The organism is Pseudoalteromonas sp. P1-9 (assembly GCF_001399975.1).
Classification (GTDB): Bacteria; Pseudomonadota; Gammaproteobacteria; order Enterobacterales; family Alteromonadaceae; genus Pseudoalteromonas.
Genome location: NZ_LKBD01000037.1, coordinates 1 through 13,609, shown reverse-complemented (window position 1 = coordinate 13,609; position 13,609 = coordinate 1). Strand labels below are relative to the sequence as shown.

Genomic DNA, 13,609 nt, shown 5'->3' with positions numbered 1-13,609 from the left:
TTGCTAAATTGTAGGTTTATTGTTAAAAATAAATTACCGTACCAATTCAGGGCTTTGTGATGGTAAATATTGCAAAATCAATATTTGTTAAACAGCGCTAAACGACATTAGGGAAAACGTAATGAAATTATCTCATGTATTGCTCTCACTCTCAGTGGCTGCCACGCTGGTTGGGTGTAAATCGAGTCCAACAGGGCGCACACAGATTGCCATGTATTCTGAAGCGGAAATGAATCAGCTTGGTAAACAAAGCTTTGTTCAAATGAAAAAGCAGCAACCAATTAACACCGATGCCAAAATCAATCGCTATGTGCAATGTGTTGCTGATAATGTTATTTCAGTGCTTCCTGCAAAATACGCGAATCAACAATGGGAAGTGGTGGTATTTGAAGAACCATCTGCAAATGCATTTGCGCTTCCAGGTGGTAAAATAGGCGTACATACGGGGCTATTAAAAGTAGCACAAGGGCAAGACCAATTAGCAACAGTACTTGGCCACGAAGTAGGGCACGTAATTGCCGAGCATTCAAATGAACGTATGACTGCAGCCGGTATTAAACAGGCCACTCTGCAAGTTGCAGACGCGTATAGTCGTTCGCAAGGAAACCGTTTACACAATGAAACTATGATGGCGTTAGGTGTAGGTGCTGAATATTTAGGTATGATGCCGTTTAGTCGTATGCATGAAAGCGAAGCCGATAAAATAGGCTTAGATCTGATGGCAAAAGCTGGGTTTAATCCAAAGCAGTCAGTTGAATTATGGCGTAATATGGCAGCAAATAATAACGGTGCACCACCGGAATTTTTATCAACGCACCCATCATCAGATACCCGTATTAGTGATTTGCGTAGCTGGATGCCAGATGCGATGGCATTACACAATCAAGCTAAAGCACAAAATAAGCGCCCTCACTGCGAATAACGCAGCTTTTTTCTAATTGAGTAAATTGATTTTTACTCAATTAGAAATTCAAATTAAAAGTTTAAAAAAACGTCAGTTTGGTCTACATTTAAAAATAAGAATAATTATAATTTAATGTAGTCCGTTGAAACTGAAAAACCCCTTAGCAAAACAGCTGCTTGTTGGTATTTTACTGACTAGCTCCATTCTTACACTGATGATAACTAGTACCATTATTTGGATGGATTATAAGCGCGATCTCAGCGTGATCGATCAAGGGTTTCAGCAAATTGAAAAAAGTCATTTACCTTCGGTTACCAATGCACTTTGGGCGGAAGATGAAAAGCAACTCGAATTGTTACTACAGGGTATTAGCGAACTTCCTAACGTATCGTCAGTAACGATTTGGCAAGATAATGCCAATCGTCTTACCGTAAATAAAACGCAAACCAAATACGCTAAAAGTAAATCTTGGGCCATTGATTACCGATTTAATCGTACTAAATACCATTTGGGCGAACTGATTGTAGTAATGGATATGTCGGGTGTGTATGGTTACCTAGCAGACAAAGTCGTGGTAACTTTGCTTACTCAAGGTGCAAAGACCTTTATTGTATCAATGATCATTTTCACCTTAGTGCACTTACTAGTAACCCGTCATTTAAATCATTTGGCTTATTCAATGAGCCACGTGAATATGTCGGCACCGGAAGAATTCAAACTCGATCGAAAACAAGCGCGCGATGATGAAATCAATCGCCTTGTTGTAGAATTTAACGCCATGATGGGGGCGTTGTCTAAATCATTTGGCGATCTTAAAAAGCAAAAGCAAGCAGAGCAGAATGCCAATAAACTAAAAGGTGAATATCTCGCTAATATCAGTATGGAAGTAAAAACGCCAATGAATGGGCTTTTGGGTATGGCGCATTTGTTATCAGAAACCAAGCTTGATCACCGCCAACACAGCTACGTTAGTGTTATTCAAAAAAGCGCGTTTAATATGCTTGAGCTGCTAAATGGTATTTTAGATTACTCCAAAATTGAGCATAGCCAACTCGCACTCGACCAGCATATTTTCGATATTCATGCATTAATTCGTGAGATTTTCCAAGAATCTGAGTTGCGAGCGAAAGAGAAAAATCTGCGCTTAGTCACTTATGTTGACCCGGCTATAAAGAGCTATTTAGTCGGTGACTCGGTGCGTTTAAAGCAGGTTATTTGTAACCTTGTAAACAAAGCAATTAAATATTCTGATCGTGGCGATATTTCGATTAATGTAGACGCCGAAGTAACGACGGGCTTGTCAGAGCTTACAATTAGCGTACGTGATAACGGTCAAGGCATTGATGAAACTGTACTCGCGCAGTTAAATAATCCGAAATCAAAAGCCAAAAAAGGCAACTCATCTAATGCGCTTGGCTTAACAATCGCCCAAAACCTAGTGACCTTAATGGGCGGCACATTTACGGTTAACTCAAAAGCAGGGCTTGGCACCGATGTTAGATTTACCTTAGCGCTGCCAACCAGTACATTAATTGAAAATCACCTTGATGATGAGGGGTTACTTGCCAATAAACGTGTCTTAATTTTAGATAGTAAGTTGTTTTTAGCGCGTTATTTAAGTGAGCTGTTTGCACAGTGGCAAATGCAAGTCACCCATGTACAAGATGCAGAGGCTGCGCTTAATTATATGCTGGGGGACGACTTACAGTTTGCTGGATTCGACTTTGTATTGTTGTCACACAGTGAACTTGATAATCAATTAGTTAGTTTTTATGAAAAAATTAACCGTCACAGATTCAATCGACCAGCAAATTTAATTGTATTTGGTGACGAAATTGCGGATGCAGATGTCAGCAGAGTCACGAATATTGGCTATAACCAAGTATGGCAACTACCAAAGCACCCAAGTGATATTAAATCAGCCTTGGTTAATAACATTAAGCAGAGTAACGATGTGGTTATGCCACAAGAAACCGTGCCGTTAACCGTATTAATAGCTGATGACGCACCGATTAGCCAACGCGTTCTTAGCGCGATTTTAATGAACCGTGGTGATAATGTGATTGTCGCAGCTGATGGTAAAGAGGCGGTGGCACTGTGGCAGCAGCATCAGCATGAAATAGATATTATTTTAATGGACTGTGCTATGCCGAAAATGAGTGGCTATGAAGCTGCTCAAACAATACGTATGCAAGAGTCTAGCGATAAAATTGGTGTACCGATAATTGCGGTTACGTCGAGCGACAGTGAAGATGAGTACATCTATTGTAAGTCTTTCGGTATCGATGAGGTATTATTTAAACCGTTTCTACCGGTTGAGCTGTTGGATGTATTGTCGCAATTTAAACTGCATATAGAAGAACATAAAATGTTCAATAGTTTGAAAAATTAGCCACTGTTCACCATAGTTAAAAGTAACTGCTTCAATTGACGTGTCGCGCGACACTTCGCATTCTTTTTCTCATTTATGAGGAGGATTTATGGCAAACTTTAGGGTGATTGAAACAATCTCTTTAAATAATGTGCAGTCGATTTCGAATCTATGTGGTAATCAAGCCTTCGATATTTCAAGTAACGCCTCTCATATTGTCACTGACTTCAGTCAAAAACGGCCACAGCTAATCGAAAAAGACGTTTTAGTTGACCAAGCGCTGTATATGATGAAAATGGGCCATGTGCGCTCAAAAATCGTAATTGATCACGACGAGAATTTTATGGGGGTGATCAGTTCAAGTGATTTATCATCGTACAAAGTACTGCATATAGCGCAGCTTAGAAATGTCTCTCGAGGTGATTTGTCGGTTGAGAACTTGATGCTAAAGAAAGATGAAATGCGCGCTATTGATTTTGCAAAAATTAACAATTACACCATTGGTGATGTATTGGCAACGCTAAAAAATCTCGGTCAGCAGCATGTATTATTGATCGATAAAGAGCATACTTTACGAGGGCTTATTTCAGCGAGCGATATCGCAAGAGCATTACATATCCCAATCAATATTAATGAGAAGGCACACACCTTTAAAGAAATTTTCGATGTGGTGTTTGCGCAACTAGAAAAAAACAAAACCACATAATATGAAAAAGGGCGTAATGTACGCCCTTTTTTAAATGAAATGAATTAACTTACCACTTTTTCTTCGGTGCAAAGAGTTCATCTAAGTCATCTTTTTCGTTATCAAGCTTTTTCTTTGCATCACTCGCGTTGGTTGCTTTTAGCTCTGTCATTATTTCGTCAAGCATATCTTCTATTTCTTGTTTGCGTGACGCGACATACTCGTCTGTAAAGTTGAGCGAATTAATTACCACAAGCGCTTTTTCAAAATACTGGCGTGCAGAACCGAGCATATTAGCACTGCGCGCTGCTTTGCCGCGTTTTAATTGGCTGTCGATATTTACTTGTAATTGCATTTTTTCTAAACGTTTATCTTCGTTTAAGAACACTTGTGTATCAATCTTGCCTTTTGAATGCTCAGAACGAACGATGCTACGTAGTTTTTTAACACCTTGTAATAATGCAATGACTTGCTTTTCATTATCAGGTAGCGCAATGCGTTCAGCAGATGAGTCTTGGCTTGAAGAATTTTCGATACGTTCTTTAGCTTCCGTTAATCGGTTTCTGATTTCTTTAGAATTGGGAGAAAGTTCAGCCATTACCGCTAATGCACTGTAAATGCGTCGATATAATACGGAAAAGAGGGCTTTTGACATTGGAATATTAGCAGAATTCATTAGCACTTCTTCAGTTTCTTCAATGATCTTTTTCTGCTTTGTAAGCTCCTGACGTCGCTCAACATTTTGTTTTTCTTTATGCTGCTGCACCGCGTTGACCCAAACGCCAATAACAATTAGTGCCACTATTAGCGTGATGATAATATAAACTACCATGGAGTTTTTCTCATTCTTATAATTGCCCTAATCTTAACTAATTCTAATTACTTAGTGTAGTGTTGTTAAAAGGAAAGTTCTAATAATAGCACTTTATTACCAGCTTTTTTTACGGCAAAACAAGGGTAAATTTGCTGCCACCTAATCGCCCATCATTGGCAAGCGCGATATGTCCTTTGGTTTCTTTATTTACATGTGCAGATGCAATTAAATTGGCGAAATAGATGCCCAGCCCAGTGCGCCCTTGGCTGATAAGGGCTGAGGACATTTCATTATTGGCTTTCTCTAGCATGCTTTCGGGGTAGCCTTCGCCATTATCGTGAATTTCAATAACAAGCTTATCATTTTGTTGATGTACGCTAATGAGAATTTTCGATGCTGTGTATTTTAGTGCGTTAATAAGAATGTCATTAAGTAAGTTGGCAATTAGGTCAGCGTCAAAAAACCACGCCAGATCTTGTTCAATATCACAACTGACATCAATATTTTTGTTGGTGATATAAAGCTCATTTTTAGCAAGCAGTTCGTCGACTAAGTCATCTAAAAAATGCTCTTCAATATTGAGCGGCAGTTGTGCGTTGTGTTCGCGATAAAGGGCTAGTACTTGTAATAAGTTGGAATTAACGCGGGCAACTTCGTAATGAATCTTAGCGAATTCAGATTGTGCTTGTGGCGTTTGCTCAATACTTTGACTAATTGTTTCCATCGATTGAAGCAGCATACACAGTGAGTTTTTCATATCGTGCATACTTGCGCCAAGGACTACGGAAAAGTCGAGCTTATTATGGTCCATAATTATCCCGTTAATTTAGCTTTAGCAAAGTTTAACAGACTTTGACTTTGCTTGTGACGATGGTCGTGAGGCGCTAACGTTTTTAACGCATTAAATGACAAAGCAAACTGACGCTTTGTTAATGTGAACTTTTGATTTTGTTTATGCAGTTGATACGCCGCTTGTAACAGGTTTAATGCAATATTTGGGTTGTTAGGGGCATTGGCTAGGGCAGTTGCAAATGCCCCTTGAGCGCTTTCAAATGCTTTCTCTTTGTATTTCACCATGCCTTGTTGATTGAAGTTCTCTGATTTTTCGTGGTCTTCGTGTGAAATAATCTTCGCTTTACCGCGCGTAATAATTGGGTCGAGCTTGGCGGTAACCACTTCAATATCGGCGTGTTTCATAATGATTTCGAGCAGATTAATAAATGCTGAATTGAGCGCGTCTGGGTAATCAACAATTTTATCTACCACTAAAATGAGTTTTTCACCTTTTGCGCCGTCTTTATTAACTAAGTACTCAACAAATATCTGATGCACTTCAATTGCTAATTGACTTTGCACACCGGAGTAGAGCTTTGTAATTGTACGATAAATTGCGGGATACTCTTTTTTTGCGCGTCGTACAAAGTTTGCTTGATCCGTTAATTGTATTTGTGTGCAAACACATAACTGATTTATATAGTCATCGAGCTGTGCTAAACATGAATACCTGGCTAATTGCATAACGCGTTTGTAAGCATTAAAGGCAATTTCCAGCTCATTGTAGCGGGTTGCTAATAAGGCTAACTGGCGCTGCCTAACAATTGAGTTGGGCGATGCGGCAATGGCTTTTTGTGTAATTGCGTATGCCGCTTCGAAGTCGTGTTGTTGAATAAAGCACTCACAAGCAAGGTCGTATGCTTCAACGGCTTGTGGATTTTTGGTGGTAATCAGTTTACAAAGGCTTAATGCCTGATCGCTTTGTGATAGCGCCAAATGACAAATCGCTGCGCCCATTTGTGCCCAACTAAGTTCTCGCTTATGCAAAATTGAATTATAAATGCTGAGTGCTTGCGCATATTTAAGTTGTTTTAAATAAATTTCAGCCTTAAGGCGCAAACATTCAATACCAACGCGTTTGTTTTTTGCCATTAGCTGGTCGCAAAGCTCAAGGGCCGTTTTTGGCTTATCTTGATTTAACGCGGTATAAATAGGCTTAAACGCGAGGCTTTTTTCAACAAGCTTATCTAAGCGAGATTTCAGGGTTGTTTTGGTAAATGGTTTTGCAAGGTAATCGTCGGGGCGGTATTCAAGTGCGCCCATCACTAAATCTGAGGCAGTTTCACCGGTGATCAGTACATAGTTAGTGCCGTATTTTAATAAGTTACGATGATTAAGCTCAGCAAGCAGCTGTAGCCCATTTAAACCATCACCTAAGTTGTAATCGACTAACAAGATATCATGTTGATGTTCGCTGTAGCAGGAAAGGGCATCTTCGGCATTGGTACACACGTCCACATGGTGAACACCAAAACTTTCTACCATTTGTTTTAGTGATAGGCGGAATTCGGAAAAATCATCCAAAATAAGCACCGAGATAGATTTGTATCGTTGAAGAGGATTAACCATAAAAACCGAAAATTATTTTTGATACTAATAATTTAGACGCTTTTTTCTGACTTTTACAAAATACTAAGGTAGTTTGTAGTTAAAAATGGAATAAATACGTAAGTTTTGAATTTATGCTTGGCATAAAAGAGACAAAAGTATATAAATAAAGGTAATAATAAATACAAAATACTCGCTATGAAATTACAGCAGCTAAAGTACATTGTTGAAGTACTCAATCACAATCTTAATGTTTCAGCCACCGCTGAAAACTTATATACCTCGCAACCTGGTATTTCTAAACAAGTGCGTATGCTCGAAGATGAGCTAGGTGTGCAAATCTTCGGTCGTAGCGGTAAACATTTAACGCATGTTACGCCGGCGGGCAAAGACATTATCAATATCTCTCGTGAGATTTTGGCGAAAGTTGAAAGCATTAAAGCGGTTGCCAACGAGCATACCTTACCAGATCAAGGTAAGTTGAATATCGCAACTACGCATACTCAAGCGCGTTACGCTTTGCCAAATGTGATCCAAGGGTTTATGAACAAATACCCGAAAGTATCCCTGCATATGCATCAAGGTACACCGCAGCAAATCTCTGATGCTGCCGCGCGCGGTGATGCAGATTTTGCCATTGCAACAGAAGCGCTGCATCTGTATACCGATTTAATTATGCTGCCGTGTTATCACTGGAATCGCAGCATTGTGGTGGCAAAAAATCACCCACTTGCTGCTAAAGCAAATAATCTCACGATACAAGATGTTGCTGCGTTCCCATTAATCACCTATGTATTTGGTTTTACCGGGCGTTCAGAGCTAGATAAAGCCTTTACTAAGCATGGTTTAGAGCCGCAAATCGTGTTTACGGCAACCGACGCTGACGTAATTAAAACTTATGTGCGCTTAGGCTTAGGTGTAGGTGTTGTGGCATCAATGGCCATTGATGAAATGAACGATAAAGATCTCGTGGTAATTGATGCAAGTCACTTGTTTGAAGCAAGTACCACCAAAATTGGTTTCAGAAAAGGTACTTTCCTACGCAGTTACATGTACGATTTCATTGAGCGTTTTGCGCCACATCTGGATAAAACCATTGTTGAGCGTGCATGCATGTTACGCAATCAAGATGATGTCGACCATCTATTTAGGGATATTGAGTTACCGGTTCGTTAAGACCAATTTTGACTCAAAAAAAACGCCACATTACGTGGCGTTTTTTGTATCTGTTAGCTGTGATTAACACTCAATGATATTTACAGCGAGTCCGCCTCGAGCTGTCTCTTTGTATTTGGTTTTCATATCATTACCTGTGTCCCACATGGTTTTGATTACTTTATCAAGCGATACTTTTTGCTCACCTGAGCCGCGCATTGCAAGGCGTGATGCGTTAATTGCTTTTACCGCACCCATTGCATTTCGTTCAATACACGGTACTTGTACAAGGCCACCAACAGGGTCGCAAGTTAAACCTAAGTTATGTTCCATACCAATTTCAGCGGCATTTTCAACTTTCTCAACATTGCCACCTAAAATTTCAGTGAGTGCGCCCGCAGCCATTGAGCAAGCAACGCCCACTTCACCTTGGCAGCCCACTTCTGCACCTGAAATTGACGCGTTCTTTTTGTAAAGAATACCAATCGCCGCAGCAGTCAGCAGGTAACGTGTTGCGATATCTTTATCTACTTCTTTAATAAACGTGTGGTAGTACATCAGTACTGCCGGAAGAATACCCGCAGCACCGTTTGTCGGCGCCGTTACAACACGACCGCCAGCAGCATTTTCTTCATTTACTGCTAGGGCAAATAAATCAACCCATTCCATTGCACGTAGCGGATCGTTATGTGTTTCAATATTGAGTTGACGGTGTAAGCTAGGCGCACGACGTTTTACTTTTAAACCGCCCGGTAAAATCCCTTCAGTGCGCATACCGCGCTCAACACAGGCTTTCATCACAAGCCAAATATTGTATAGCTCGTCAGTGATTTCGCTTTCTGTTTTAAGGGTTTTTTCGTTTGCCATCATCAGGGCTGGTACACTTAAACCATGCTCTTTACACTGCGCCATTAACTCTGCGCCCGTATCAAATGGGTATGGTGCAGGATTTTCTTCGCGTATCGTTAGTGCCGCTTCTTTTTCTTTTTCAAAATCTTCATCGCGAACAATAAAGCCGCCACCGATAGAATAAAAAATCTCACGGAAGACACATTGTTCTCCATTAAATGCTTGTAATTCCATTGCATTTGAATGCTTTGGCAAGGTTTTACGACGGTGAAATACAATGGCGTCTTTTTTTGGAAATGCCGCAGCATGGCTTTGATCAAGATAGATAGTTTCTTCTTTTTCGATTTTATCTAGAATGCTTGGCACCAGATCGGCATCAATAGTTTCTGGATCGTGACCTGCAAGGCCTAAAATAACCGCTTTACCCGAACCATGACCAATACCCGTTTGTCCGAGTGAGCCAAACAATTCACAGCGAACACTGGTTACTTGCTCTAATAGCGCTTGCTCTTGTAATGACTTTACAAACAGTCTTGAAGCGCGCATCGGGCCCACAGTATGTGATGAGGAAGGACCAATGCCGATACTAAACATATCGAATGCACTTATCATACGAATATCTCTTACTTAATCTTTGAACGGCCGGATATCATAACTCTAATTTATAATCATGTTAACTTTAATTAGTATGATTAATGCTTATGTGCTTAATTTAAATGTTTAATCAAATTGCGAATGATTTGCGCGGTGGCACCCCAAAGCAAGCCGTATTCAGTTTGAAACCCAGTTAGAGTATAGGCAGAAAACTGACGTGTGAATTGAATATCTTGCCAATTTTCTTGATCTATAAGCTGTGATAGCGGTAAATAAAATGCACTGGCGACTTCATTGGTTGCTAGTACCAAATTGGGTTTTTCGGGAAGTAGGGCAATATAAGGTTTTATTTCAAATCCGGTGAGCGTCCAATAACTGTCCATATCACCGATAACATGTTGGTTATTAATCTCAACACCGATTTCCTCACAGGTTTCACGCAGCGCTGTAGCAAGTAAATTGGCGTCAGTATCTTCAAGTTTACCGCCGGGAAAGCAAATTTGCCCGGGGTGATGTTTTAAATAGTTTGGGCGTTTACACAGCAACAGGTGAATTTCACCGCTTACATTAACCAGCGGCACCAATACGGCGCTTTGCTTAGCAATATTACGCATTTGTATTGGAAAGCCAACGTCATTGCTTGGTTGTTGAATATGAAAACGGGCGAGAAATTCACTTAACTGCATAAATGTCCAAAGCAAGTACTTATTCGAGTACAGGTAAAATACGATTTACCTTATCGTATGTTTCTTGCAGCTCAGACTCAAGAGTTGAGTCGGCAACTACGCCACCGCCAGCCCAGCAATAAATTTTACCTTTTTCACAGACTAGGGTGCGAATGGTTATACTGGTATCCATGGTGCCACAGGCCGAAATATAGCCAATTGAGCCACAATAGATGGAGCGGCGATGAGGTTCTAACTCTTCAATAATTTCCATTGCACGGATTTTTGGCGCACCAGTAATCGACCCGCCGGGAAATGCCGCTTTTAATTGATCAATTGCGTTGTAACCGTCGGCAAGGGTAGATGTAACCGTTGATACCAAATGATGCACTGCGTTAAAGCTTTCAATATCAAAGAGCTTAGGTACTTCAACGGTACCCGGTTTAGCAACCTTGCCTAAATCGTTTCTAAGTAAATCAACAATCATCACGTTTTCAGCGCGATCTTTGGTTGAATTTGCAAGGCGTGTTTTATTGGTTTCATCAATCTTTTCATCTGTGCTGCGCGGCACTGTGCCTTTAATAGGCTTGGTTTCAACCTCACAGTCTTTTACCTGAATAAAGCGCTCAGGTGAAAGTGAGAGTATTTGTTGCTCACCAGTATTAATAAACGCTGAAAATGGTGCTTGGTTGGCACTTCGCAATTTACAATAAGCCAGCCAAGGGTTGCCAGCAAAACTTGCATCAAAGCGCTGTGCCAAATTGATTTGGTAGCAATCGCCGCTTTTTAAGTATTCTTGTACTTTATTAAAACGCTCACCATAACCGTCTTTTGTGAGGTTTGATTGCCACTTAGTTGTTAAGGCAAACGGTTTACGCTCGACTTCAGAGCCTGTAAGCGGTGCAAGGTACTTATTTAAGCGTGTTTCGCTATCACAACATGGCTGTGCGATATAAAACCACTGGTTTTCGTGATGATCAAATATTAGGGCATCGGGGTAAATACCCACGAGCATTTGGCCTAAATCGATATCATTTTTAGCGATTTCGGGCATTACCTCGATTGAGCGGCCTAAATCGTAACTAAATAAACCTAAAGCGCCGCCTGAAAACGGTAAATCAAATGGGGCTTTGTCTTTTACGAATGAGCTTATTGCGTGGTGTATTGCACTAAACCCATCACACACGGTTTGGTTATTATCGACATAGGTCACATTGTTTTTCACTTCAATCAGTAAAATTGGCTCAATCACAATAATGTCGAAACGGTTATTAGGGTGTGCTTGGTTTGCCGAATCTAAGAAAATGGCATACTGCAAATCTGCAAAAAAACTAAAAACCTGTTCGCTAGTTAGCGCTAAGTCTAATTTTTTGCATATTAATTGTTCATTTATCATTAACTTTAACTACCAGACTGGTCGCAAACGAGTTGGGAGGTTATTATACATGCATAGTTTAACGAATTACTGCACAGATTGCATGAGTAAGCTGTGTTTGACACTATTCACACTGTAAACATTTGCCACCGTCACGGCATATAATAAGGATACATAATGAGCACTATCCGTCAGCAAGACTTTATTGATAGCATCGAAGATGCATTGCAATACATTTCGTTTTATCACCCATTAGATTTCGTACAAGCGCTTGATAAGGCGTACCAAAAAGAAGAAAGCAAAGCGGCTAAAGATGCGATTGCACAAATCTTAATTAATTCACGTATGTCGGCAGAAGGTAAGCGCCCACTGTGTCAAGATACGGGTATTGTGACGTGTTTCGTTAAAATTGGTATGGACGTTAAATGGGATAAAACCGACTTGACGGTTCAGCAAATGGTTGATGAAGGCACACGCCGCGCATACCTTAACCCAGATAACCCACTGCGTGCTTCAATTGTTGCAGACCCAGCAGGCAGCCGTAAAAATACTAAAGATAACACACCTTCAGTTGTGCATATCGACATGGTGCCAGGCGCTGAAGTGGAAGTAATGATTGCAGCCAAGGGCGGCGGCTCTGAAAACAAAACTAAAATGGTTATGCTTAACCCATCAGACGATGTAGCAGCTTGGGTTGAAAAAACGTTACCAACCATGGGTGCGGGCTGGTGTCCACCGGGCATGTTAGGTATAGGCATTGGTGGTACAGCTGAAAAAGCAGCGGTACTTGCAAAAGAATCACTGATGGACCCGGTAGATATTCATGAGTTAATGGAACGCGGCGCAGAAACAGCGGAAGAAAAGCTTCGTTTAGAGATTTTTGAGCGCGCAAACAAAACCGGTATTGGCGCACAAGGCCTTGGCGGTTTAACTACCGTTGTTGATATTAAAATCAAAACAGCACCAACACACGCGGCATCTAAGCCAGTAGTGATGATCCCTAACTGTGCAGCGACGCGTCACGTTCACTTCACATTAAACGGTTCAGGCCCGGCAGATCTTAAAGCGCCTAAGCTAGAAGATTGGCCAGAAGTAACATTTGAAGTAGGTGAAGACACACGCCGTGTTAACCTTGATACCTTAACAAAAGAAGACACCGCTGATTGGAAAATGGGCGAAACTGTACTTCTAAGCGGTAAAATCTTAACGGGTCGTGATGCTGCGCATAAGCGCTTACAAGACATGATTAATTCAGGTGAAGGCTTACCTGAAGGTGTTGATTTCACCAATAAATTTATCTACTACGTAGGCCCTGTAGATGCAGTAGGCGATGAAGCAGTAGGCCCTGCGGGCCCAACGACGGCAACACGTATGGATAAATTTACTGACTTAATGCTAGAGAACACTGGCATTGTAGGCATGATTGGTAAAGCAGAACGCGGCCCTGCTACAGTTGAATCAATCAAAAACAATAAGTCAATTTACCTAATGGCAGTGGGCGGTGCAGCGTACTTAGTATCAAAAGCAATTAAGAAAGCAAAAGTGGTTGCGTTTGAAGACTTAGGTATGGAAGCAATCTACGAGTTTGAAGTAGAAGATATGCCAGTAACGGTAGCAGTAGACAGCGAAGGTAACAACGCACACAGCGCAGGCCCTGCAATCTGGAAAGCAAAAATTGAAGAGCTAGATGCAAAACTAAAATAATTTTTGGTTGAGCAAATAGTTGAATGACCCATCCTAGCATGGGTTGACACTTTTAATATTAAAACGCTCGATGCACTTCATCGGGCGTTTTGTATTTTAAAGCCGTGTGTG

At 40.8% G+C, this 13,609-nt stretch carries 11 protein-coding genes; 5 read left to right on the top strand and 6 right to left on the bottom strand.

Annotation, left to right across the window (positions count from 1 at the left end; translation table 11 throughout):
• The first annotated feature begins 121 nt into the window (after window positions 1-121).
• The 3 genes from AN214_RS17790 to AN214_RS17780 all read left to right on the top strand — a co-directional run bounded on the left by AN214_RS17790 (window position 122) and on the right by AN214_RS17780 (window position 3,981).
• Window positions 122-922 (top strand): M48 family metallopeptidase, encoded by an 801-nt coding sequence (locus tag AN214_RS17790; protein ID WP_010560376.1) that lies wholly within the window; start codon window positions 122-124, stop codon window positions 920-922.
• Between the two features lie 124 nt (window positions 923-1,046).
• Window positions 1,047-3,296 carry a response regulator gene (locus AN214_RS17785; RefSeq protein ID WP_054980958.1) on the top strand — a complete coding sequence of 750 codons (2,250 nt, stop codon included), beginning with the start codon at window positions 1,047-1,049 and terminating at the stop codon, window positions 3,294-3,296.
• Between the two features lie 88 nt (window positions 3,297-3,384).
• Window positions 3,385-3,981 carry a CBS domain-containing protein gene (locus AN214_RS17780; protein WP_054980957.1) on the top strand — a complete coding sequence of 199 codons (597 nt, stop codon included), beginning with the start codon at window positions 3,385-3,387 and terminating at the stop codon, window positions 3,979-3,981.
• 49 nt (window positions 3,982-4,030) lie between these two features.
• Here the strand turns inward: AN214_RS17780 and AN214_RS17775 are convergent, their stop codons facing one another.
• The 3 genes from AN214_RS17775 to AN214_RS17765 form a co-directional block, all read right to left on the bottom strand.
• A complete protein-coding gene (locus AN214_RS17775; protein ID WP_054980956.1) occupies window positions 4,031-4,792 on the bottom strand; it encodes a hypothetical protein in 762 nt (253 codons plus the stop codon).
• A gap of 109 nt (window positions 4,793-4,901) precedes the next feature.
• On the bottom strand, window positions 4,902-5,585 hold the full coding sequence (locus tag AN214_RS17770; protein WP_054980955.1) for a sensor histidine kinase KdpD: 684 nt from the start codon (window positions 5,583-5,585) through the stop codon (window positions 4,902-4,904).
• 2 nt (window positions 5,586-5,587) lie between these two features.
• Window positions 5,588-7,132 (bottom strand): response regulator, encoded by a 1,545-nt coding sequence (locus AN214_RS17765; protein ID WP_235576775.1) that lies wholly within the window; start codon window positions 7,130-7,132, stop codon window positions 5,588-5,590.
• 222 nt (window positions 7,133-7,354) lie between these two features.
• Between AN214_RS17765 and cysB the strand changes: the two genes are divergently transcribed.
• Window positions 7,355-8,332, top strand: a complete 978-nt coding sequence (gene cysB / locus AN214_RS17760; protein WP_054980953.1) for an HTH-type transcriptional regulator CysB — start codon at window positions 7,355-7,357, stop codon at window positions 8,330-8,332.
• A 63-nt stretch (window positions 8,333-8,395) separates the two neighbouring features.
• Here the strand turns inward: cysB and AN214_RS17755 are convergent, their stop codons facing one another.
• The 3 genes from AN214_RS17755 to pabB form a co-directional block, all read right to left on the bottom strand.
• Entirely contained in the window at window positions 8,396-9,772 is a 1,377-nt protein-coding gene (locus tag AN214_RS17755; RefSeq protein ID WP_054980952.1) for an L-serine ammonia-lyase, read from the bottom strand.
• A 95-nt stretch (window positions 9,773-9,867) separates the two neighbouring features.
• Window positions 9,868-10,440 (bottom strand): CoA pyrophosphatase, encoded by a 573-nt coding sequence (locus AN214_RS17750; protein WP_054980951.1) that lies wholly within the window; start codon window positions 10,438-10,440, stop codon window positions 9,868-9,870.
• A gap of 19 nt (window positions 10,441-10,459) precedes the next feature.
• Window positions 10,460-11,815, bottom strand: coding sequence for an aminodeoxychorismate synthase component I (gene pabB / locus AN214_RS17745; protein WP_054980950.1), 1,356 nt, complete (start codon window positions 11,813-11,815; stop codon window positions 10,460-10,462).
• 156 nt (window positions 11,816-11,971) lie between these two features.
• Here pabB and AN214_RS17740 point away from each other — a divergent pair, with 156 nt between their 5' ends.
• Complete coding sequence (locus tag AN214_RS17740; protein WP_054980949.1) at window positions 11,972-13,498, top strand: fumarate hydratase; 1,527 nt, start codon at window positions 11,972-11,974, stop codon at window positions 13,496-13,498.
• Window positions 13,499-13,609: the final 111 nt, after the last annotated feature.

What these genes read in the sequence shown, in the direction of transcription:
- AN214_RS17790 (WP_010560376.1), top strand. Translation starts at nt 122, where the DNA reads ATGAAATTATCTCATGTATTGCTCTCACTCTCAGTGGCTGCCACGCTG.
- AN214_RS17780 (WP_054980957.1), top strand. Translation starts at nt 3,385, where the DNA reads ATGGCAAACTTTAGGGTGATTGAAACAATCTCTTTAAATAATGTGCAG.
- AN214_RS17775 (WP_054980956.1), bottom strand. Translation starts at nt 4,792, where the DNA reads ATGGTAGTTTATATTATCATCACGCTAATAGTGGCACTAATTGTTATT.
- AN214_RS17770 (WP_054980955.1), bottom strand. Translation starts at nt 5,585, where the DNA reads ATGGACCATAATAAGCTCGACTTTTCCGTAGTCCTTGGCGCAAGTATG.
- cysB (WP_054980953.1), top strand. Translation starts at nt 7,355, where the DNA reads ATGAAATTACAGCAGCTAAAGTACATTGTTGAAGTACTCAATCACAAT.
- AN214_RS17755 (WP_054980952.1), bottom strand. Translation starts at nt 9,772, where the DNA reads ATGATAAGTGCATTCGATATGTTTAGTATCGGCATTGGTCCTTCCTCA.
- AN214_RS17750 (WP_054980951.1), bottom strand. Translation starts at nt 10,440, where the DNA reads ATGCAGTTAAGTGAATTTCTCGCCCGTTTTCATATTCAACAACCAAGC.
- pabB (WP_054980950.1), bottom strand. Translation starts at nt 11,815, where the DNA reads ATGATAAATGAACAATTAATATGCAAAAAATTAGACTTAGCGCTAACT.
- AN214_RS17740 (WP_054980949.1), top strand. Translation starts at nt 11,972, where the DNA reads ATGAGCACTATCCGTCAGCAAGACTTTATTGATAGCATCGAAGATGCA.